General features: G+C 72.8%; 17 protein-coding genes. 6 read left to right on the top strand and 11 right to left on the bottom strand.

Going from position 1 to position 20,586, the window contains the following annotated elements:
• Positions 1–16: 16 nt before the first annotated feature.
• Genes OG933_RS17800 through OG933_RS17770 form a run of 7 tightly spaced genes read right to left on the bottom strand, consistent with a single transcriptional unit; the run spans position 17 to position 9,444 of the window.
• Positions 17–3,367 (bottom strand): SAV_2336 N-terminal domain-related protein, encoded by a 3,351-nt coding sequence (locus OG933_RS17800; RefSeq protein WP_362517662.1) that lies wholly within the window; start codon positions 3,365–3,367, stop codon positions 17–19.
• Positions 3,368–3,391: 24 nt separating this feature from the next.
• Complete coding sequence (locus tag OG933_RS17795) at positions 3,392–4,354, bottom strand: AAA family ATPase (RefSeq protein WP_405627795.1); 963 nt, start codon at positions 4,352–4,354, stop codon at positions 3,392–3,394.
• Positions 4,351–6,600 carry a trypsin-like peptidase domain-containing protein gene (locus OG933_RS17790; protein ID WP_362517659.1) on the bottom strand — a complete coding sequence of 750 codons (2,250 nt, stop codon included), beginning with the start codon at positions 6,598–6,600 and terminating at the stop codon, positions 4,351–4,353. The genes OG933_RS17795 and OG933_RS17790 overlap by 4 nt, the downstream gene beginning before the upstream one ends.
• Before the next feature lie 3 nt (positions 6,601–6,603).
• Positions 6,604–6,984, bottom strand: a complete 381-nt coding sequence (locus OG933_RS17785) for a CU044_2847 family protein (RefSeq protein ID WP_362517656.1) — start codon at positions 6,982–6,984, stop codon at positions 6,604–6,606.
• Positions 6,969–7,181: a DUF397 domain-containing protein gene (locus OG933_RS17780; RefSeq protein WP_405627793.1), complete on the bottom strand. Its 213-nt coding sequence runs from the start codon at positions 7,179–7,181 to the stop codon at positions 6,969–6,971. The genes OG933_RS17785 and OG933_RS17780 overlap by 16 nt, the downstream gene beginning before the upstream one ends.
• The gene (locus OG933_RS17775; protein WP_405627791.1) at positions 7,163–8,005 is read right to left on the bottom strand and encodes a helix-turn-helix domain-containing protein; all 843 of its coding nucleotides are present in this window, start codon (positions 8,003–8,005) and stop codon (positions 7,163–7,165) included. The genes OG933_RS17780 and OG933_RS17775 overlap by 19 nt, the downstream gene beginning before the upstream one ends.
• 41 nt (positions 8,006–8,046) lie before the next feature.
• On the bottom strand, positions 8,047–9,444 hold the full coding sequence (locus tag OG933_RS17770; RefSeq protein WP_405627789.1) for an MFS transporter: 1,398 nt from the start codon (positions 9,442–9,444) through the stop codon (positions 8,047–8,049).
• Between the two features lie 102 nt (positions 9,445–9,546).
• On the opposite strand from OG933_RS17770, the gene OG933_RS17765 reads away from it, so the two are divergent.
• Positions 9,547–10,491 (top strand): LysR family transcriptional regulator, encoded by a 945-nt coding sequence (locus OG933_RS17765; RefSeq protein ID WP_405627788.1) that lies wholly within the window; start codon positions 9,547–9,549, stop codon positions 10,489–10,491.
• Here the strand turns inward: OG933_RS17765 and OG933_RS17760 are convergent, their stop codons facing one another.
• Entirely contained in the window at positions 10,492–11,430 is a 939-nt protein-coding gene (locus OG933_RS17760; protein WP_405627786.1) for a GNAT family N-acetyltransferase, read from the bottom strand.
• A gap of 232 nt (positions 11,431–11,662) precedes the next feature.
• Between OG933_RS17760 and OG933_RS17755 the strand changes: the two genes are divergently transcribed.
• Genes OG933_RS17755 through OG933_RS17735 form a run of 5 tightly spaced genes read left to right on the top strand, consistent with a single transcriptional unit; the run spans position 11,663 to position 18,835 of the window.
• Positions 11,663–13,192, top strand: coding sequence for an aldehyde dehydrogenase family protein (locus tag OG933_RS17755; protein WP_405627784.1), 1,530 nt, complete (start codon positions 11,663–11,665; stop codon positions 13,190–13,192).
• 55 nt (positions 13,193–13,247) lie between these two features.
• Entirely contained in the window at positions 13,248–14,780 is a 1,533-nt protein-coding gene (locus OG933_RS17750; protein ID WP_362517635.1) for a GMC oxidoreductase, read from the top strand.
• 5 nt (positions 14,781–14,785) lie between these two features.
• The gene (locus tag OG933_RS17745) at positions 14,786–15,916 is read left to right on the top strand and encodes a glycine betaine/L-proline ABC transporter ATP-binding protein (protein ID WP_405633428.1); all 1,131 of its coding nucleotides are present in this window, start codon (positions 14,786–14,788) and stop codon (positions 15,914–15,916) included.
• The gene (locus tag OG933_RS17740) at positions 15,916–17,862 is read left to right on the top strand and encodes an ABC transporter permease (RefSeq protein ID WP_405627782.1); all 1,947 of its coding nucleotides are present in this window, start codon (positions 15,916–15,918) and stop codon (positions 17,860–17,862) included. Before OG933_RS17745 ends, OG933_RS17740 begins: the two co-directional genes overlap by 1 nt.
• A gap of 1 nt (position 17,863) precedes the next feature.
• Positions 17,864–18,835, top strand: a complete 972-nt coding sequence (locus OG933_RS17735) for an ABC transporter substrate-binding protein (protein ID WP_362517629.1) — start codon at positions 17,864–17,866, stop codon at positions 18,833–18,835.
• A 3-nt stretch (positions 18,836–18,838) separates the two neighbouring features.
• On the opposite strand, the gene OG933_RS17730 is transcribed toward OG933_RS17735, so the two are convergent.
• Genes OG933_RS17730 through OG933_RS17720 form a run of 3 tightly spaced genes read right to left on the bottom strand, consistent with a single transcriptional unit; the run spans position 18,839 to position 20,561 of the window.
• Positions 18,839–19,576, bottom strand: a complete 738-nt coding sequence (locus tag OG933_RS17730; RefSeq protein ID WP_362517626.1) for an isocitrate lyase/phosphoenolpyruvate mutase family protein — start codon at positions 19,574–19,576, stop codon at positions 18,839–18,841.
• Positions 19,573–20,046, bottom strand: a complete 474-nt coding sequence (locus tag OG933_RS17725) for a carboxymuconolactone decarboxylase family protein (protein ID WP_362517623.1) — start codon at positions 20,044–20,046, stop codon at positions 19,573–19,575. The genes OG933_RS17730 and OG933_RS17725 overlap by 4 nt, the downstream gene beginning before the upstream one ends.
• Positions 20,043–20,561 (bottom strand): carboxymuconolactone decarboxylase family protein, encoded by a 519-nt coding sequence (locus tag OG933_RS17720; RefSeq protein WP_362517620.1) that lies wholly within the window; start codon positions 20,559–20,561, stop codon positions 20,043–20,045. The genes OG933_RS17725 and OG933_RS17720 overlap by 4 nt, the downstream gene beginning before the upstream one ends.
• Positions 20,562–20,586 lie beyond the last annotated feature (25 nt).

Below are 20,586 nucleotides of genomic sequence, written 5' to 3'. Positions count from 1 at the left end.
TTCGGCTGCCCGGGGATCAGTGCGTCCGGGTCCTCACGACCCGCTCGGCCAGGTCGAGGAACTCGTTCAGGGTCGGCGGCCGCAGCTGGCTCAGCTCCCGGTCCTGGAAGCGCGGAGAGCTCAGCGCCCGGTCGAAGGGGACCGCGATCACCTGGTTCACGCTCACCCCGATACGGCTTGCCAGGGCGGCCGGTACCCGCCGGGCGGAGGGCCCCTCGACCTCGGTGACGACGATGATCGCCTCGTCGGCCAGCCGCCAGCGGCGAGCGGCGCGCAGCCGCTCGAGGACCTGCCGGGCGGCGGTGAGGAACCAGTCCGCGGTGCCGCAGCACAGGATCAGCCGGTCGGTCAGGTCCAGCACGGCGTCCGCCGAGTCGTCGAGCCGCTGCGGGGCCCAGTCGGTGAGCACGAAGGAGTAGAAGGGCTCCGTCCGGGCCAGCACATGCTCATAGGCCTGGGCGTGCACCAGGTTCGGGTTGGCGTGGCCGGTGGGGTGCGCGGCCACTTCCAGCCCGGACGGCAGACGGGTGGTGAGGGCGCGGACCTCGTCGTACGGGGAGTCGGCGGGAAGGCCCGCGAGATCGCGCACGGTAGCCGGGTTACGGTCCGTCAGGAAGCGGCCCAGGGCCCCCTCGTGGGCCGCCCCGTCGAGGGCCAGGACGGGCTCGCCCCGGACGGAGGCGAGCAGGGAGCCGAGCACCATGGTGGTGGTCGCCCGCCCGCTGTAGTGGTAGGCACCGACGACGGTGAGGCGCCTGCCGTGGCGCAGCGGCGTCCGCAGCCGGGTCAGCCGGGCCTCCGCCGCACGGCGGGCGGCGCCGAAGCGGGGCGGGCGCAGGGCCGACGGCGCGCCGGCTCCCGCCGGAGCGGCGGCCGGCGGCAGGGCGAGCGGAACGCGCTCCGTGGGCAGTGCGTTGACCGCGGACGCCGGCGGGACGGTGCGGGTGACGCGGGACTGGGCGATGTACCGGGCCAGGACGTCCGCGACCTCGGCCGCGCTGGGCCGCTCGGCCGGGTCCGCGGCCAGGCAGCGCAGGACGCGCCGCCGCAGTTGCTTCCAGGTGTCGCCCTGCCACAGGTGCATGCCCTCCGGGCGGCCGGGCAGTTCCCAGCCCGCCTTGCTGCTGACGATCTGGAGCAGCTCGCCCAGCGCGCGCACGTTGTCCTCGGGGGTCGGCGTGGGCCCGGTGCCCGCGTACGCACCGTCCACGGCGCAGTCGGACAGGTCCGCGAGGACGACCGACCGGCGCAGCACGTGGATGTTCTCGGCGTTGAGGTCCGTGAGGACGATTCCGTGCAGGTGGCACAGGGCCAGGGCGCTGGCGAGGTGCCAGCCGACGACCAGCGCGGTGATCTTGTCGAAGGGGGCGCGGCCCCCCGCGTGGGCCGCGTTGAAGATGTCCGACAGGACCGCCAGGCTGGGCTGCTGCGGGCCGTCGCCGATCGGAGCCACCGCCAGCCAGGGCCGCTCGTCGCGGACCCCGGTGGCGAGCAGGGCGGGGGCGTACTGGCCGCCCAGCCGGCGCAGCGCCTCCGTCTCGGCCGCCAGGGCGTCGCCGGCCGGGAGTTCGGGGCGCGGGGTGCGGACCAGGGCGCGGCCGCCCTGCTGGTCGACGCCCTCGTACTCCACCGTCCGTCGCAGTCGTCGGCGTCGCAGCAGCAGGTACGGTCCGAGGTGCCGCGGGTCGTCCTCGATCAGCCGGGTCCAGCCGTCCGCCGAGTCGGCGCTGCGGCCGCGCCCCGCTTCCAGCCCCTGCGCCTCCCGCTCGAACGACACCCCGAAGCGGGTGAGCAGCCGGCGTTCGACGCTGGTGAACGGGCGGTGGCTGCCCGGGAGATGGGCCGGGCCGTCCGGGTGGGCGAGCCAGGCGGGGAAGTCGGGTGAATGGCCCGCGAGTTGTTCCAGGCGCTGTCCGATGCTGCGGCTGGTCCTGAGGAGTTCGGCCTGCGGAACCGCGTCCAGGAGCACCAGTCTGGAGGTGTCGGAGAAGTCGAAGACCTGGTGTTTGGCGGGCAGCGGACCCGGCACCGGCGCGGGGTGCGGGCGCATGAGTCCGCCGAGGAAGACCTCCGCGAGGTGGGAGGTCCGAGCCCGCCACGGGACCGCCGTCTGCACGAGCCGCATCACCGGCACGGTCAGCGGCGACACGGCCGCCAGATGCGCCGCGAGCCGGTATGCCTCCGGGGTGGCGGCGTCCCGGAAGTGCTGGGCGTCGCCCGGGTCGGGGGCGGGTCCGGCCGCGCTGTACCGGCCGGGCCGGGACAGCAGGGGCAGCGGGACCGTGGCGCCGGGGGAAGCGAGGAGGTGGGCCCAGTTCCGCAGGGAGGCGGCCGTCGGCTCCAGGACGGGTACCGGCACGCCGTCGAAGGCGGCGAGATCGGCCGGGAGGACCGGGTCGGTGATCTCCCAGGAGGTGTTGGCTCCGCCGATGCGCCGGGTCGTGGCCTGCCAGCGTTCGGCGTGGATGCCGGATCCCTCCCACAGGTCGGGCGGGAGCGTGTGCAGCACCGCGGTGGGTCCGCGGGCTGCCCACTGCGACAGCAGCCGGTGCAGCGAGCCGCTGCGCCAGGAGGCGCCCGTGCCGTCGCTGACGACGAGGACGAGGGTGTGTCCCGAGGGGTCGCTGACCGAGCTGAGCGGCACGGGCGGGCTGTCGTGCCGGAAGGGGCGGGCGTGCAGCCGGGGTTCCTGGGCGCTGCGGGTGTCGAGGCCGAGGACGCGGTTGGTGGCGAAGGCGCCGAGCCGTTCGAGGAGGGTGCGCAGTTCCGCCCCGAGGCGGTGCCACAGGAGCATCGACAGGCCGTCGTCGACGAGCAGCACCAGATGCAGCCACCGTTCCTGCACGGGCCGTTGCACCACGTCGGGCAGCCGGGTCTCGGCGAGTTCGGCGGCGGTGCGCTCCTCGTCGATCTCCAGACGGTGCGGGCTGGGCCGGCGGCGGCGCAACGGCCGGAGCGCGCGGCCCAGAGCCAGTTCGGCCGCGAGGGCCTTGTCCTCGGGCACCCGGACGGGCATCGCCCGGTTCGGCTCGGTGCTCGGCCGCAGCCGGATGTCGGGCAGCTGCGGCGGTGCCGGACGGGCCGACCCGTACAGCGAGGACGCGGTCAGGTCGGGCAGGTCCGGGTCGTCGGGGCCGGGCGCGGTCCGCTCCCGGTCGGGCTCGTCGGCCTCGGGCGCGGACGGTTCGGCGTCCGTCGGGTGGTCGGCGGCGGTGGACCGGCTGAGCGGGGTGGCCGCTCCGGCGGGCAGCGCCCTGGCCAGCCACAGCACGTCGAGTACCTGGTCCGCGTCCAGCTCGTGCCCGCAGGCCCGCAGTACCCGCAGGGCCTCCGCGAGCCGCGCACCACCTTCCCGGGCCCCGGTCACCACACCCCCCTGGTCACGGCCGCCTCACATCGCGCCGGTGAGCTGGTGCAGTACGGCGTCCAGAAGGCCTTCCGCGTCGAGGTCGACACCGCCGGTGCGCAGGAACACGGCGTTGAGGAGCTGGTCGGTGGCGAGTTCGCCGGGGGCGCGGCGGCGCAGGAACGCGTCGATCAGATCGTCGGCCTCGCGCAGCGCCTCCTCACCGAGGTGGGCGGTGACGATGGCCCGCAGCCGTGCCTCGTCGGGCACCGGCAGGTCGAGCCGGACGCAGCGGCGCAGGAAGGCGGGCGGGAAGTCGCGCTCGCCGTTGCTGGTGATGACGGCCACCGGGAACTCGGCGCACTGGACCCGTCCCTGGCGTACCGTCACGGTTCCCCGATGGTCGGCGGTCTGTACTTCCACCTCCGCCATGTCCTCGGGCAGCCGGGTCAGTTCGGGGATGTCGAAGTAGCCCTCCTCGAAAACGGTGAGCAGGTCGTTGGGCAGGTCGACGTCACCCTTGTCCATCTCGTCGATGAGCAGGGCGCGAGGCGTGACACTCGGTACCAGCGCGGTGCCGAGCGCGCCGAGCCGGATGAACGTCCCGATGGACGGCTCGCGTTCGCCCCGGTCGCGACTGAGGGTGGTCTCGCGCAGTCGCCCGATCGCGTCGTACTGATAGAGCGCCTCACGCACGGTCGACCGGCTGTTGATGGACCACCGCAGCAGCTCGCCGAGCCGCAACTCGTGCGCGACGGCCCGCGCCAGCGAGGACTTGCCCGTGCCGGCCGGTCCGGTGACCAGCAGCGGACGGCGCAGGTGCAGCGCGGCGTTGACGACATCGGCGTGCTGCGGCTCGATCAGGTACGGAAGCTCGGGTCGGACGGCCGGCGTCGGGCTGAAACGCCGCCATGGCGGGGCCGAGGGCAGGTCGACGGCCCGCGGGACGCCGTCACCGCGGAACAGGCGCCAGTCGGCGCCGGCCCCGGAGTCCTCTGGGGAGGTCATGCGCTCTCCTGTGGTTCGGTCAGGTGCAGCCGGGGCACCGTGCGGTCGGCGTCCGCCCAGGCGAGGACCGGGCGGCCGGGGAACTCCGGAGCGCGCTTCCCCTTGGCGTTGGCCCGGTAGACGCGGACTCCGTCGGGCAGTTCACGGGTGGCGACTCCCTCCATGTGCCGGACGACATGCGACGACGTCGAAGAGGTGGACGCAGTGGGGGCCGCAGAGGATGACACCGGGGGCGAGGACGGTGCGGAAATCCGCGAGGACGCCTCCGTGCCGTCCCCGCGGTCCCACACCACCACCGGTATGCCCACGGCGAGGCAGATCTGAACGATGGCGTCGCGCGGGCCCGGGGGGACGTCGACGGAGACGCGGACCGTGTCGAGGCGGCCCATCAGCTCGTAGTAGATCTGGTGCGGATCCTGGGAGGGGTCCGAGACGACCAGCGTCTCCCCCGAGTCGAGCTGCCTCCACCGCTCACGCCAGTCCGGCAGGAAACGCTCGTGCCGTCGCAGCAGTTCCGGGCAGTGCACCACCAGCGGGAACTCGACCCCGAGCACACCCGGCACGATCTCCCCCGGCGACTGGGCGGCCCATTCGTCGACCGGGAGATTGAGGTCGGCGCGGTCCACGAGAACCTCGACCAGCGGCCGCGCCCCGTCCGTGGCCGAGGGCGCGAGGGATTCCAGGACGCGCAGCAGTTCGCGTGCCGCTCCCGACGCCGAGAACGCGGCGGAGCTGTCGGTCGACATCTGGCGCGGCCCCGTGCCCTCGTCGCACCACACGCGCAGCCGGTGACGCCCCCGCCCGGCCCGCGTCACCTGGGCCAGGACCCGCACCCGCCGGGCCCCGCCCCGCAGCATCCGGGCCCAGTCCTCCGCGTCGGAGCGCCGCTCGCGCAGCGCCGCCGCGGGGATGCCGAGCCGTCCGGCCACCGCGTCCGACCACAGCCGCAGGTCCGCCTTGCGGGGTTGCGGACAGAGCGCGGCGATGTACTCGACGACCCGCAGCAGCGCCGGGACCCGGGGCCCGCCGTCGTCGGAGTGGCCGTCCCCGGGCAGCGTCTCCAGACGGTCGAGGACGACGTCGAGGGTGTCCCCGTCGGCGGGCACCGCGACCCGCTTCGTCGCCTCGCGCACCGCTTCGGGGAACCGCGCGAGGACGGGCCGCTCGACCCGGCGCAGCACCTGGTGCAATCGGCGGTGCTCGCGCGGCGCGAGCAGCAATGGCGTGTCGGTGAGCCGGCCGGCGACCAGGAGCCGGTCGGCGGAGCCAGGATCCCTGGGCCGCAGGATCTCGACCAGGGCGGGCAGCGCTCGCGGGTGGGTGACCAGGAAGTCCGCGAACTCCTCGACCGCGGGCGGCGTCACCGGGCTGCCCGGTTCGATCCCGCACTCGTGCGCGAGCCGGCGGGCGGTGTCGCCGAGCGTGTACGGCGACGCCAGGACGTTCCGCAGCGCCATCACGAGCATGCCGCGAGCGGGGTCGTCGGACTCGGCGCCACCCGCGCCCCCCGCGTTGCCTCGATCTCCCGTGTCGAGGACACCGAAGGGCCGCAGTTCCGCCTCGACCCGCTGCCAGGGGATGCCCCAACTTCGTCGGATCAGGTGCTGGGGGGAGGCCGGGAGGGGTGCTCCGCCCGGATCGCACGGCGGCATGAAATGCGCGGCGACGAGTCCTACGACGGCCCCGTCCTCCTCCGACCACAACGGGCCCCCGCTGTAGCCGGGGCCGACCGCCATACCGGTGCTCTTTCCGTCGAGGTAGCCGATCGGGCCGTCCAGAGCGGCGACCCGCAGATCGGCGAAGGTCGCGCCGTGCCCACTGCCGTGCCAGGCCCGCACCTTCTGGCCCGGCGCCATGGCCGCACAGGGAACCGGGGCGGGGATGCTGCCGAGAGGTGCGTCCACCCGCAGTACCGCGAGGTCACCGAGCCACTCGCTGTCGCCGTCCCGTACGGCCCCGCCGTCCCGCGCGCGTGGGGCGATCCAGTGCACCACGCGCGCGGGAAACCGCTCCGTGCTGCGCGGCCCGTCCAGCGCGACGAACACGTCGTCGAGCCTCGGTGTCCGGGCCTCGAACAGATCCCTGCCCAAAGCGTCGTTGACGACATGTGCGCAGGTCAGCACCGTGTCGATGCCGAGGATGACCGCCGCGCCCGCCGGCGAGCCGTCGGCCGCCCGGCGCACGGACGCCACGCGCGACCTCGTCTCCTTGTCGCCGGATGCCCCCACGGCCCTGAACCACCCCATGGCTCACTCCGCGCCGGGCGCCGGTTTCCAACTGGCGGTCACCGTGAGATGCGCCTGCCCGTTCCCGCCCACGATCCCGAGCTTCAGGTCCTGCCCGATCTGGACACCGAACGTGACGCTCAGCTCGGCCGGTGGGTCCGGCACGGCCGAGACGACGTCGTGCACCTCTTGAAGCAGCGGCCCGAGCGGCTTGAGCGCGGCCTTCAGTGCCCCCGCCGCGAAACTGGCGACGGCGGCGCCACCGGTGGCCACGGGGACGGCCCGGCCCATGCCCTCGGGGAGGCCGTCACCGCCCGCCGGGACGGGAGCGGCCCTGGGCGTGAGGAGGAATCTGACGGGTGTCCCGTCCTCCAACTCTGCCTCTGCGCTTATCGGTTCGGCCACGCCGACATTGTGATCGACGAGACGAAAACGGACCAGACCCCCGCATCGAACAGGAGCGCTCCGCGCTCCGGGGCTTTGCTGTCCCGCACGGGGACCAGAGAGGGGATGTCTTCGGCGACTTCGAGGCACTCACCGCCGGTGGTGTTGCTGTAACTGGACTTGCGCCATGTGGCGTTGCTCAGATCGATGGCTCGCACGGCACTTCCTCCAACATCCGCGTGATGAACTTCCGCGACTCGACCGGGGACAGCGCCAGGTCGCGCACCGCATCGTAGGCACGTTGCAGCTGCTCAACCGACCTGTTTTCCTCGACCAGTTCACCGCGTACATCGTTCTCGCTGTAGGCCACGGTACGGGCGTCCGGCAAGCGAAGGAACATCATGGCGCTGTTCATCAGGCCGTGCGGACCAGCGCTGAACGGCAGGACATGGACGGTGATGTTCGGACGCTCGGAGACGTCCGCCAGGTGCTCCAGCTGTTCCCGCCACTCTTGCCGATCGTGCAGCTGCGTACGGAGTACCGCCTCCGAGAGGATGGCGCGGAACTGCGGCGCCTCCTTCCCTTCGAGCAGCTTTCGTCGTCCCATGCGGGCTTCAACTTGCTGGTTGAGTTCTGCGTCCCGCAGGCCGCCCGCCGCGAGCGCCTCCCGCGCGTACCCAGAGGTCTGGAGCAGACCGGGCGGCGCGCTCACGGCGTAGTGCCACAAACTCACCGCCTCCGCCTCCAGCACCATGTACCGCCGGTACTGCTCGCGGAACTGGCTCGGATCCGCCAGCGCCAGTTCCCACAGCGTCAGCAGCAACCCCGGCGTGCCGTAGTGCTGGTCCAGCGCCTCGACGATCTCGGGGCTGCCCAGCGACTCCCCGCTCTCCATCTTGCCGAAGGTGGACGGGTCCCAGCCCAGCCGCTCGCCCACCTGGCGCAGGCTCTCCCCGCGCGCGCCGCGCAGCAGCCGCAGTTCCTCGGCGAACCGGCGGCGCGGTTCCTGGCTCCGTCCGGTGACCACTCGTCGCGATGGCATCGCACGCTCCTCGGTGTAACCCCTGGAACACGCAGAGTAATTCAACGCCGTTCCGGGATCAGGTGGTTCGCCGGTACTGCCTGGTCGGCGGTCGCCCCGCGGTCGCGCAGGCCGGTCACGACCACGGCGGTCGCGGCCAGGACGAGCACGGCGACCGTGCGCAGGGCCGGGCCCATGCCGCCCGTGAAGTCGGTGTGGCCGGCCAGGACGGTGCCGGTGACCGCGACGCCCAGGGCCGCGCCGATCTCCCGGGCCGAGGTGCCGAGGCCGGAGCCGAGGCCCGCCTGGTGGTGGGGGAGGGAGGCGACGACGCCCAGGGTGAGGGCGGGCATCGACAGGCCCGTGCCCGCCGAGATGACCAGCAGCCAGCAGGCGTACAGCGCGTAGGGCGTGCCGGCGTCCGCGGTGGACGCGCCGAGCAGGCCCAGGCCGATCAGGGCGAGGCCGGTGCCGATGACCGGGCGCGGGTGCGCCGACCAACGGGCGGCCAGCTTCGGGACGAGGGCCATGCCGGTGATCAGGGGGACGATCGCGAGCCCGGTGACGGCGGGCCCGTAGCCCTTCACGTCCTGCAGGTACTGGGAGTTGACGAAGAACAGCGCGAACAGGCCGAAGAAGCCGGTCGCCAGGCCGAGGCCGGTCGCGCGCAGGCCGGGGGAGCGGAACACGCGGGGGTCGAAGAGGGGGGTGCGGGAGCGCAGGGCCTGGAGGGTGAAGGCGGCGACGAGGAGGGCTCCGGCACCGAACGAGCCCAGGATGCGCGGTGAGGTCCAGCCGTGGTCCGGTCCCTCGATGATGCCGAAGAGGACGGCGACCAGCCCGGCGGTGAGCAGCAGGGTGCCCAGCGGGTCGAGGTTGCTGTGCGGGGAGCGGTCGGTGCGCGGGGTGGTCAGTGCCACGGCGAGCGCCAGCAGCGCCGCCAGCGGGACCATCGCGCCGAACAGGGCCCGCCAGGTCAGGAACTGGCCGACCAGGCCGCCGCCCAGGTTGCCCGCCAGGCCGCCGAGGCCGAGGGCGAGGGTCCAGGACGCCATCGCCTGGGCCCTGCGCCGCGGTCCGGCGAGGTGGACGAGGATCGACATCGTCGCCGGGGTGATGAGTGCCGCGCCCGCTCCCGAGATGCCCCGGCCCGCGATCAGTACCGCCGGGTGGGTTGCGAACGCGCTGGTGGCGGCGCCCGCGGCGAACAGGCCGAGCCCGGCGAGCAGGGCGCCCTTGCGGCCGTAACGGTCGCCGAGCGCGCCGGCCGGGATGAGCAGACCGGCGAACGCGATGACGTAGGCGTCGACGGTCCACAGGATCTCGGTGTGCGAGAGGTGCAGGGACGACGAACCCAGTTGCGGGATGAGGAGGTTGATCGCGGCGACCATGCTCTGCGCGACCAGCACGCAGGCGCACAGCGCGAGGAGGGTGGACCGTTTCAGGGCGTGCGAGGGCACGGCTCCTCCCGGGGAGCTCGTTGGAGTGGGATGCCCTTTCAGGCCCCGTCACCGTAGGCTCGCCTCCGACCTGCTTTCCAGTGCAACCTTTGCAAGGGACGAATGCGTATGACGCAATCCGCGATCGGGCCGCTGGACGGATCCGCGGGCGGCCCCGCGGGCATCGACCTGAATCTGCTGGTCGCGCTGGATGTGCTGCTGGAGGAGCAGAGCGTGCAGGGCGCGGCCCGGCGCCTGCACCTGTCGGAACCGGCGATGAGCCGCACCCTCGGCCGGATCCGCAAGGCGCTCGGCGATCCGGTTCTGGTGCGGGCCGGGCGGCGGATGGTGCCGACGCCCCGCGCGATCGCCGTACGGGCCGAGGTGGGCGCGGTCGTGGAACGGGCGCGGGCGCTGTTCGCGCCGGTCGGGGGCACCGACCTGAGGACGGTAATCCGCTCCTTCACGATCCTCGGCCACGACGCCATCGCGGCCGCCCACGGGCCGGCCCTCTACGCCCGCATCGCCGCCGAGGCGCCCGGTATCCGGCTCCGCTTCCTGAGCGAGAGTCACATCGACGCGCCGTTCCTGCGCGAGGGCACCGCCGATCTGGAGGTGGGCGTACTCGACACGGCCGCCCCCGAGGTGCACCGCGAACAGCTGCACGAGGACCGCATGATGGGGGTCGCCCGCGCCGGACATCCCTTGCTGGAGGGCGAGTTGACGCCCGAGCGGTACGCGCGGGAGGCCGACCACATCCTGGTGTCCCGGCGCGGCAGGCTGCACGGGCCCATCGATGCCGCCCTCGCCGAACTCGGCCTGGAGCGGCGGGTGGTGGGAACCGTCGGTTCCCTGCCCTCCTCCCTGTTCGTCATCCGCGACACCGATCTGGTGGGCCTCAACACCGCCTGGGGGCTGCCGCTGGCGGAGAGCCTCGGCCTGGTCTCCTTCGAGGTGCCGCTGCCCCTGCCCCCGCTCCGGCTGGGCATGGCCTGGCACCCGCGCCACGACGCCGACCCGGCCCACGCCTGGCTGCGCGGCGCGGTGCGGGACCTGCTCGCCCGGTAGTCAGCGGAGCGGCGCCGAAGGCGTGAGCCGCTTCTCGAACCAGTGGTCGGCGTAGACGTGGTCGACGTAGGCCGGGATCTCGCGGTATCCGCACGCCCGGTACATCGCGCGTGCCTCGGTGAGCGACGCGTTCGTGTCCAGGCGCAGCAGGTTCAGGCCGCGCTGGGCCGCCGCGCCCTCCAGTTGTTCGAGGAGCCGCCGGGCCAGGCCGAGGCGGCGGGCGTCCGGGTGCACCCAGACGTGCTTGAGCTCGCCGACGCCGGGTTCCAGGGTGCGCAGCCCTCCGCAGCCCACCGCCCGTCCCTCCTCGTACGCCATGAAGAAGGCGCCGGTCGCGCCGGAGACCTCCTGCGGGCCGACCAGGTCGGACGCGGTGAAGCTGCCGAAGCGGGCGGTGAGGTCGGCGGCGTAGGCCTCCAGGCAGGCGCGGGCGTCCGGCGCGGCGCCGTCGACCCGCTCGACGGTGATGGCGGCCAGGCGCAGCAGGCGGCGTGCGGTGGCCATCGCCTCGGTCAGCTCCGTGCGCTGTCGCGCGTCGAGCCCGGTCAGCAGGTCCGCCGTGCGCACGTCGGCACGGCGGTTCTGTTCCTTGAGCTCGACGTGTCCGGCCGGGGTCAGTTCGACCATCCGCAGCCGGTTGTCGTCGGGGTGCACGCTGATGCGGACCATGCCCTGCGCCTCCAGGGCCTTCGCCATCCGGCTCAGGTACCCGGCGTCCAGGCCGAGCCGCGCGCGCAGCGTGCGCAGGGACACGCCGGTCTCGGCGTCGGCGACCTCGAACAGCAGCCGAGCCTCGCCCAGCGGGCGGCCCTGGCCGAGGTAGTGGTCGTCCAGGGCGCCGATCCGGCGCGTGAAGTAGCGGTTGAAGCGGCGGAAGGCCGCCACCTGCTCAGCCGGCACCGGCTCAGCCGGCACCGGCTCCGTCCGCACTGGCTCCATAGTTCTTTGACTTTAGTCAAAGGTTCTGGCCGCGTCCATGGTCCGGCCAGGTCGACCGGTCGTGATCAGACGTACGGTTTGTCACTTTATGTCCATAACTTCAGTGATGCAGCGCACTTTCGGCCAAACATTGCGCATGCAATGAGAGGTTGGGGGCATGTGGACGCCGTCGCCGAGACGGAGCCACAGGTGACGCAGGGGGACTGAACAGGAACGGAAGGCGACAGCGATCATGGCCGACAGGACGGAACAGCCGGAACAGCGCGACCACCGGACGATCCATGCGGGCGGAGAGTGGCTGGAAGCCGTCTCCGGCGCGACCCGCGAGATTCTCGACCCCGCGGACGGCCGCCCCTTCGCGGTGGTCGCGGAGGGCGACGAGAAGGACACCGACCTCGCGGTCGCGGCCGCCCGCACCGCCTTCGACGAGGGCGACTGGTCGCACACCCCCGTCGCCGAACGCGCCGCCCTGCTGTACCGCGTCGCCGATCTTCTCGTGCGCGATCGCGAACGGCTCGGCCTGCTGGAGAGCCGGGACGCGGGCAAGACGCTCGAGGAGGGGCGCGTCGACATCGACTGCGTCGCCGACGCCTTCCGCTACTTCGCCGCCCTCGTCGCCGCCGAGTCCCCGGGCCGGGTGGTGGACGCGGGCTCGCCCGACATCCACAGCGTCGTCGTACACGAGCCGGTCGGCGTGTGCGCGCTCATCACCCCGTGGAACTACCCGCTGCTGCAGGCGAGTTGGAAGATCGCCCCGGCGCTCGCCGCGGGCAACACGTTCGTCGTCAAGCCGAGCGAGATCACCCCGATGACGACGATCGCGCTCATCGACCTGCTCCTCGAGGCCGGGCTGCCCGCCGGGGTCGCCGGCATCGTCACCGGACCCGGGCACACGGTCGGCGCGCGGCTCGCCGAGCACCCCGACGTCGACCTCGTCTCCTTCACCGGCGGCCTGGTCAGCGGCACGAAGGTCGCGCAGGCGGCCGCGCCGACCGTCAAGAAGGTCGCCCTCGAACTCGGCGGCAAGAACCCCAACGTGGTCTTCGCCGACGCCTGTGCCACCGACGAGGCCTTCGACACCGCCGTCGACCAGGCCCTCAACGCCGCCTTCATCCACAGCGGCCAGGTCTGCTCGGCGGGCTCCCGGCTCATCGTCGAGGAATCGGTCCGGGACCGCTTCGTCGCCGAACTCGCCCGCAGGGCCGAGCAGATCCGGCTCGGCCGCGGCACCGAGGACGGCGTCGAGTGCGGTCCGCTCGTCTCCGAGCAGCAGCGCGCCAAGACCGAGGCGTACGTCGCCTCCGCGCTCGCGGAGGGCGCCGTGCTGCGGTCCGGCGGCCGGCGTCCGGAACCCGCCCCGCAGCGGCCGGAGTCCGGCTACTTCTACGAGCCCACCGTCCTCGACCGCTGCCACCGCGAGATGCGGGTCGTGCGGGAGGAGGTCTTCGGACCGGTCCTCACCGTCGAGACCTTCCGCACCGAGGACGAGGCCGTCGCGCTCGCCAACGACACCGAGTACGGCCTCGCGGGCGCCGTCTGGACCGCCGACGCGGGCCGGGCCCGCAGGGTCGCCGGCCGGCTGCGGCACGGCACCGTCTGGATCAACGACTTCCACCCCTATCTGCCGCAGGCGGAGTGGGGAGGCTTCGGGAAGAGCGGAGTGGGCCGCGAACTCGGCCCCGCCGGGCTCGCCGAGTACCGCGAGTCCAAGCACATCTACCAGAACCTCGCGCCGCGCCCCGTCCGCTGGTTCGCCGGCTGACCCCCCGCCCGACCGAGCCTGCTCGAAGACTTCGCACGCCCCTGGAGTACCCCCCATGCCAGAGAACGCACATGTCTACGACTACGTCGTCATCGGAGGCGGAACCGCCGGTTCCGTCATCGCCTCCCGGCTGACCGAGAACCCCGACACCACCGTCGCCGTCATCGAGGGCGGCCCCAGCGACGTCGGCCGCGACGACGTCCTCACCCTGCGCCGCTGGATGGGCCTGCTCGGTGGCGAGCTCGACTACGACTACCCGACCACCGAGCAGCCGCGCGGCAACTCCCACATCCGGCACAGCCGCGCCCGTGTCCTCGGCGGATGCTCCTCGCACAACACGCTCATCGCCTTCAAGCCGCTGCCGTCCGACTTCGACGAGTGGGAGGCGGCCGGCGCCCGCGGGTGGGGCGCGGTCCCGATGGAGGCGTACTACGCGCGCCTGCTGAACAACATCGTCCCGGTCGACGAGAAGGACCGGAACGCCATCGCCCGCGACTTCGTCGAGGCCGCTCAGCAGGCCACCGGAGTGCCGCGGATCGAGGGCTTCAACAGCAAGCCCTTCGACGACGGCGTCGGCTTCTTCGACCTCGCCTACCACCCGGAGACCAACAAGCGGTCGAGCGCCTCGGTGGCCTATCTGCACCCGGTGATGGACGAGCGGCCCAACCTGACGATCCTGCTGGAGAGCTGGGCCCACCGGCTGGAGCTCGACGGCACCCGCGCCGAAGGCGTGCACGTCCGCACGAAGGACGGCGAGGAGATCCTCGTACGGGCCCGGCGCGAGGTCGTGCTGTGCGCGGGCGCCGTCGACTCGCCGCGCCTGCTCCTGCACTCCGGCATCGGCCCGAAGGCCGACCTGGACGCGCTCGGCATACCCGTCGTGCTCGACCTGCCCGGCGTCGGCGAGAACCTCCTCGACCACCCCGAGTCGGTGATCGTCTGGGAGACCCACGGGCCGCTCCCGGAGAACTCCGCGATGGACTCCGACGCCGGTCTCTTCGTCCGCCGCGACCCCGCCCACCAGGGCCCCGACCTGATGTTCCACTTCTACCAGGTCCCCTTCACGGACAACCCGGAACGCCTGGGCTACGAACGCCCGCCGTACGGCGTCTCGATGACCCCCAACATCCCCAAGCCGAAGTCGCGCGGCCGGCTCTACCTGGAGAGCGCGGACCCGGCCGTGAAGCCCGCCCTCGACTTCCGCTACTTCACCGACGAGGACGATTACGACGGCCGCACCCTCGTCGACGGGATCAGGATCGCCCGCGAGATCGCCAAGACCGAGCCGCTGGCCGGCTGGCTCAAGCGCGAGGTGGCGCCGGGCCCGGACATCACGGGCGACGAGGAACTGAGCGAGTACGCCCGCAAGGTCGCACACACCGTCTACCACCCCGCGGGCACCTGCCGCATGGGCGCCGAGGACGACGAACTGGCCGTGGTGGACCCACGGTTGCGGATCCGAGGCCTGGACGGCATCCGCATCGCGGACGCCTCCGTGTTCCCCACCATGACCGCCGTGAACCCCATGATCGGGGTGCTCATGGTCGGCGAGAAAGCCGTCGACCTGATCGGAGACGATGCGCGATGACGATCATGCCCGCCACCCGTAAGCCGCCCACCGCGGACACCGAAGCCCCCGTCTTCTCGGTGGACGGCCTCTGGAAGGTCTTCGGACCCAAGTCCGAGAGCATCCCGGCCGACCCCGAACTCGCCGCGCTCCCGCCGACCGAACTCCGCTCCCGCACCGGCTGCACCGCCGCCGTCCGCAACGTCTCCTTCGACGTGCGCAAGGGCGAGGTCTTCGTCGTCATGGGCCTGTCCGGCTCCGGCAAGTCCACCCTGGTGCGCTGTCTGACCCGGCTGATCGAGCCGACGGCCGGCACCATCGTCGTCGACGGCGAGGACGTCCGCGCGATGGACCGCACCCGGCTGCGCGAACTGCGCCGGCACCGCGCCGCGATGGTCTTCCAGCACTTCGGCCTGCTCCCGCACCGCACGGTCCTCGACAACGTGGCCTACGGCCTGGAGATCCAGGGCATGGGCCGCGCCGAGCGACGCGCCCGCGCCAAGGAGGTCGTCGACAAGGTCGGCCTGGACGGCATGGAACAGCGCAGGCCCGCCCAGCTCTCCGGCGGCCAGCGGCAACGCGTCGGCCTGGCCCGCGCGTTGGCCGTCGACCCGGAGGTGCTCCTCTTCGACGAGCCCTTCAGCGCCCTCGACCCGCTCATCCGGCGCGACATGCAGGAGGAGGTCGTCCGGCTGCACCGCGAGGAGGGCCGCACGATGGTCTTCATCACCCACGACCTCAGCGAGGCGCTGAAGCTGGGCGACCGGATCGCCCTGATGCGCGACGGCGAGGTCGTGCAGCTGGGCACGCCCGAGGAGATCGTGGGCTCCCCGGCCGACGACTACGTCCGCGAGTTCGTCCGTGACGTACCGCGCGAGCAGGTCCTGACGGTGCGTACGGCCATGCGGCCCGCGTCCCTGGAGGAGGCGGGCACCGGCCCGGCCGTGTCCCCGGACGCCACGGTGTCCCAGGCCATCGAGGCGGTCGCCCGGGCGGGCGTCCCGGTACGGGTCATGGACTCGGCCCGCTGCCTCGGCGTCGTCGACCACGAGGGACTGCTCGGCGTGGTGGCCGGCACGGGCCCCGCAGCCGTCCCGGCCGGACGGGGGCCCGGATCCGTCGCCGTCGGAACGGAGCCCCGTAAGGAGGCGGTCTGATGGCCACGCTGACCACACCCGCCCCCCGGGTCGCCCTCCCGGGCTTCCTCAAACACCAGGCCGTCCGCAAGCTCCTGATGCTCGCGCTCGCGGCCGCGATCCTCGTCCCCCTGGCCAACGCCCGGTGGTCCAGCGGCACCTGGCCGCACGCGCTCACCGTCGACCTGACCGACCCGCTCACCGGTGCCAGCGACTGGATCGTCGACAACCGCGACAGCAACCCCCTGTTCCTCTACTTCTTCGGCTACCTCAGCAACGGCGTGGTCCTCTCGGTGCGCGCCGTGTACCTGGTGCTGCTCGGCGCGGGCTGGGCCGGGGTCACCGCGGCGGCCGCACTGGTCGCCTGGCGGGTGGCCGGAGTGCGGCTCGCGCTCGGCACGGCGGCCGCCTTCCTGGCCTGCGGCCTGCTCGGCATGTGGGTGCCGACCATGCAGACACTGGCCCTGATGATCGTCGCCGTCCTCGTGTCGGTCGTGGTGGGTGTGGTGCTCGGCCTGGCCGGCGGTCTCTCCGAGCGCCTGGACCGCGGTCTGCGCCCGATCCTCGACACCATGCAGGTACTGCCCGCCTTCGCCTACCTGCTCCCGGTCGTGCTCGTCTTCGGTATCGGCGTCCCGGCGGCCGTCCTGGCCACCGTCGTCTACGCCGCCCCGCCCATGGCCCGGCTCACCGCGCTCGGGCTGCGCGGCGCCGACAAGGAGGTCCTGGAAGCGGTCGAGTCGCTGGGCGCGACCGCCCGGCAACGCCTGCTGACCGCCCGGATCCCGCTGGCCCGCAAGGAACTCCTCCTCGGCCTCAACCAGACGATCATGATGGCGCTGGGCATGGCGGTCATCGCGTCGGTGATCGGCGCGGGCGGCCTCGGTGACCGCGTCTACCAGGCACTGGCCTCGGTCGACGTGGGCGCCGCCCTCGCCGCCGGTATCCCGATCGTGCTCCTCGCGGTCGTCCTGGACCGCGTCACGGCCGCCGCGGGCCACGCCGGCGACGGCGAACCGGGCAGCCACCGGGCCGGCTGGCTCTACGCCGCCGGCGCCGCCGTGGCCGTCGCCCTCGTCGGGCGCCTGGTCGGCCGGCTCGACTGGCCCGACGCCTGGACGGTGAGCATCGCCGCCCCGGTCAACGACGCCGTCGACTGGATGACCGACCACCTCTACTCCGGGGTGCCCGTGATCGGCGGCACCGCCGACTGGGCCGGCCACTTCACCACCTGGGTCCTCGACCCCCTCAGGGCCGGCCTCCAGGGCCTGCCCTGGTGGGCCGTGCTGCTGCTGGTCGCCGCGATCGCCTGGCCGATCGGCACCTGGCGCACCGCGCTGACCGCCGTCCTCGCGCTGGCCGCGACCGGCGTGCTCGGCGTGTGGGAACCGTCCCTGGACACCCTCTCCCAGGTGCTGGCCGCCGTCGCCGTCACCCTCGTCCTCGGCTTCGCGACCGGTATCGCCGCCGCCCGCAGCGACCGCGTCGAACAGGTGCTGCGCCCGGTCCTGGACGTGTTCCAGACGATGCCGCAGTTCGTGTACCTCATCCCGGTCGTCGCCCTGTTCGGCGTCGGCCGCGCCCCCGCCGTCGCGGCGGCCGTCGTCTACGCGCTGCCCGCCGTCGTCCGCATCACCACCCAGGGCCTGCGCCAGGTCGACCCGGCGGCGATGGAGTCCGCCCGGTCCCTCGGCGCGACCGGCGCGCAGCAACTGCGCCAGGTCCAGCTCCCGCTCGCCCGGCCCGCGCTGCTGCTCGCCGTGAACCAGGGCGTGGTCCTCGTCCTCGCCGTCGTCATCATCGGCGGTCTGGTCGGCGGCGGCGCGCTCGGCTACGACGCCGTGTTCGGGCTCGCCCAGGGCGACCTCGCGACCGGTCTGGTGGCCGGCGCCGCGATCGTCTGCCTCGGCCTGATGCTCGACCGGGTGACCCAGCCGGCCGACCGCCGCGTGAAGAAGGGAGCGTGACATGCGACTTCGTGACCTGCGGCTTCGTACGACTGCCATGACCGCCGGGGCGTCCGCGCTCCTGCTGCTGACCGGCTGCGGCGCCGCCGACATGACCAAGCAGGCGTCGCCCTTCGCCAACGCGCAGGGCGCCAAGACCGTGACCCTCTCGGTCCAGTCCTGGGTGGGCGCGCAGGCCAACGTGGCCGTCGCCCAGTACCTCCTGGAGCACAAGCTCGGCTACCGCGTCGACACCGTCCAGGTCGACGAGGTGCCCGCCTGGGACGCGCTCAGCCAGGGCCGGGTCGACGCGATCCTGGAGGACTGGGGCCACCCCGACCAGGAGCAGCGCTACGTCGACGACAAGAAGACGATCGCGCGCGGCGGCGACCTCGGCGTCACCGGGCACATCGGCTGGTTCGTCCCGACGTACTTCGCCAAGCAGCACCCGGACGTCACGAACTGGAAGAACCTCAACAAGTACGCGTCGCAGTTCCGCACCGCCGAGAGCGGCGGCAAGGGCCAGCTCATGGACGGCTCCCCGTCCTACGTCACCAACGACAAGGCCCTGGTGCAGAACCTGAAGCTCGACTACCAGGTCGTCTTCGCCGGTTCCGAGGCCGCCCAGATCACCCAGATGAGGCAGTTCGCCAAGGAGAAGAAGCCCTTCCTCACCTACTGGTACGCCCCGCAGTGGCTCTTCAAGAAGGTCCCGATGACCGAGGTGAAGCTGCCCGCCTACAAGGAGGGCTGCGACGCGGAGCCGGACAAGGTGGCCTGCGCCTACCCGCACACCCCGCTCCAGAAGTACCTCAACGCGGACTTCTCGAAGGACGGCGGCAGGGCGGCCGCCTTCCTGAAGAAGTTCAAGTGGACGACGGAGGACCAGAACGAGGTGTCCCTGATGATCGCGGACCAGAAGCTCACTCCGGAGGCGGCCGCCAAGAAGTGGGTGGACAGCCACGCGTCGACGTGGAAGGCGTGGCTGTCCTGACGGTCACGGCCTCAGCTCGGTGACGAGATCCCGCAGAAGGACCGTCGCCCGCTGCTGCAGTCCCGGTCCGAACGTGACGCGAGTGGCCCCGAGTTCACCGAGTGCGGTGGGCGAGGGGCCCGCGCCGACCTGCGCGAACACGTTCAGCGGCCCCTGCGTCCCGGACCGCAGCAACGGCAGGACGGCCGCCGGGGCGCCGATCGGATAGACGCAGTCGGCGCCCGCCGCCACGTACACCGCCGCCCGTCCGATGGCGTCGTCCGGGTCCCCGTCGCCGTACGCGAAGGTGTCGATGCGCGCGTTGACGAAGAGCCGGTCGCCCGCCGCCCGCCGCACCTCGGCGAGCCACTCGGCGTGTTCGCGCGGGTCCTTGAGGACGCCGTCGGTCGAGTCCTCCAGGTTGCAGCCGACGGCGCCCGTCTCCAGCAGCCGCTCCACCAGCTCCCCGGGCGCCAGCCCGTACCCGTCCTCGACGTCCGCCGACACCGGCACGTCCACCGCCCGTACGATCCGGGCGACCGCCGCGAACATCTCGTCGGCCGGGGTCCGCCCGTCCGCGTACCCGAGCGAGGCGGCGACGCCCGCGCTGGGCGTGGCGAGTGCCGCGAACCCGGCCTCGGCGAACACCCGGGCGGCGGCCGCGTCCCAGGGGCCGGGCAGCACGAGCGGATCGTCCGGCAGCCGGCCGTGGTGCAGCCGACGGAATTCGCCCACCTTGCTCTTGGCGTCCACCTCGCTCATGGTGTGTATCCCCCGGGCGGGATACGGCGGGCGACCATCACCCGGTTCCAGCTGTTGATGGCGGTGATCAGCGCGACGAGGTGGGCGAGCCGCGGGGCGTCGAAGTGCCTGGCCGCCCGCTCGTACACCGCGTCGGGCACGAAGCCTCCCCCAGAGCCAAAAGCCTGGGAGGCGCCCCCGGTCAGCAGGGTCACCGCCTCGGTGAGCGCGAGCGCGGCCCGCTCCCGCTCGTCGTAGAGCTCCCCCGCCTCCTCCCACGCGCTCAGCAGATCGAGCTGCTTCTCGCTCACCCCGTGCTCGCGGGCGATGGTGAGGTGCATGTCGAGGCAGAACGCGCAGTGGTTGAGCTGCGAGGCGCGAATCACCACGAGCTCGGCGAGCGCGGGGTCACCGAGACCCTGCTTCGCGACCGCGCTGAGCGTGGACATGGCCCGGCCGACCTCCCGGTCGAGGAGGTTCGTGCGGCTCATGCGTGCTGCCCCGGCCGGTAGTGGCCCGGCACCAGGCGGCAGGTCACGCCGAACCGGTTCCACGCGTTGATCACCGTGATCGCGGCGATCAGCTGCGCCAGCTCGGCCTCCTCGAAGTGCGCGGCGGCCCGCTCGTACACCTCGTCGGGCACGAAGCGGTCCGTCAGCACGGTCACCGCCTCCGTGAGGGCCAGCGCCGCGAGCTCCTTCTCGGTGTAGAAGTGCGCCGACTCCTCCCACGCGCTGAGCTGGATGATCCGCTCGACGCTCTCGCCCGCCGCGAGCGCGTCCTTGCTGTGCATGTCGACGCAGAGCGCGCAGTGGTTGATCTGCGAGGCGCGGACCTTCACCAGCTCGACCAGCTTCGGGTCGAGGCCCTTACGGGCGGCGGCGTCGAGCCGGAGCATCGCCTTGAGCACCTCGGGCGCGTGCGCGGACCAGTTCAGCCGGGGGGCGTGTTCGGGGGCGTAGGGAACCTGTTCGTCGGTGGTCGTGGGGTCTGCGTGCGTCGTCATGCCCTCGACCCTAGGAGCGGGGCAG

The organism is Streptomyces sp. NBC_00016 (assembly GCF_045040885.1).
GTDB classification, from domain to species: domain Bacteria; phylum Actinomycetota; class Actinomycetes; order Streptomycetales; family Streptomycetaceae; genus Streptomyces; species Streptomyces coriariae.
Note: the sequence above shows the minus strand (reverse complement) of the source record. Positions and strands in the feature narration are given on the sequence as shown.

Excerpts from the sequence above, each read along its gene's own strand:
- OG933_RS17795 (WP_405627795.1), bottom strand. The coding sequence starts at position 4,354 with ATGACCTCCCCAGAGGACTCCGGGGCCGGCGCCGACTGGCGCCTGTTC.
- OG933_RS17790 (WP_362517659.1), bottom strand. The coding sequence starts at position 6,600 with ATGGGGTGGTTCAGGGCCGTGGGGGCATCCGGCGACAAGGAGACGAGG.
- OG933_RS17775 (WP_405627791.1), bottom strand. The coding sequence starts at position 8,005 with ATGCCATCGCGACGAGTGGTCACCGGACGGAGCCAGGAACCGCGCCGC.
- OG933_RS17765 (WP_405627788.1), top strand. The coding sequence starts at position 9,547 with ATGCGTATGACGCAATCCGCGATCGGGCCGCTGGACGGATCCGCGGGC.
- OG933_RS17760 (WP_405627786.1), bottom strand. The coding sequence starts at position 11,430 with ATGGAGCCAGTGCGGACGGAGCCGGTGCCGGCTGAGCCGGTGCCGGCT.
- OG933_RS17755 (WP_405627784.1), top strand. The coding sequence starts at position 11,663 with ATGGCCGACAGGACGGAACAGCCGGAACAGCGCGACCACCGGACGATC.
- OG933_RS17750 (WP_362517635.1), top strand. The coding sequence starts at position 13,248 with ATGCCAGAGAACGCACATGTCTACGACTACGTCGTCATCGGAGGCGGA.
- OG933_RS17745 (WP_405633428.1), top strand. The coding sequence starts at position 14,786 with ATGCCCGCCACCCGTAAGCCGCCCACCGCGGACACCGAAGCCCCCGTC.
- OG933_RS17740 (WP_405627782.1), top strand. The coding sequence starts at position 15,916 with ATGGCCACGCTGACCACACCCGCCCCCCGGGTCGCCCTCCCGGGCTTC.
- OG933_RS17735 (WP_362517629.1), top strand. The coding sequence starts at position 17,864 with ATGCGACTTCGTGACCTGCGGCTTCGTACGACTGCCATGACCGCCGGG.
- OG933_RS17730 (WP_362517626.1), bottom strand. The coding sequence starts at position 19,576 with ATGAGCGAGGTGGACGCCAAGAGCAAGGTGGGCGAATTCCGTCGGCTG.
- OG933_RS17725 (WP_362517623.1), bottom strand. The coding sequence starts at position 20,046 with ATGAGCCGCACGAACCTCCTCGACCGGGAGGTCGGCCGGGCCATGTCC.
- OG933_RS17720 (WP_362517620.1), bottom strand. The coding sequence starts at position 20,561 with ATGACGACGCACGCAGACCCCACGACCACCGACGAACAGGTTCCCTAC.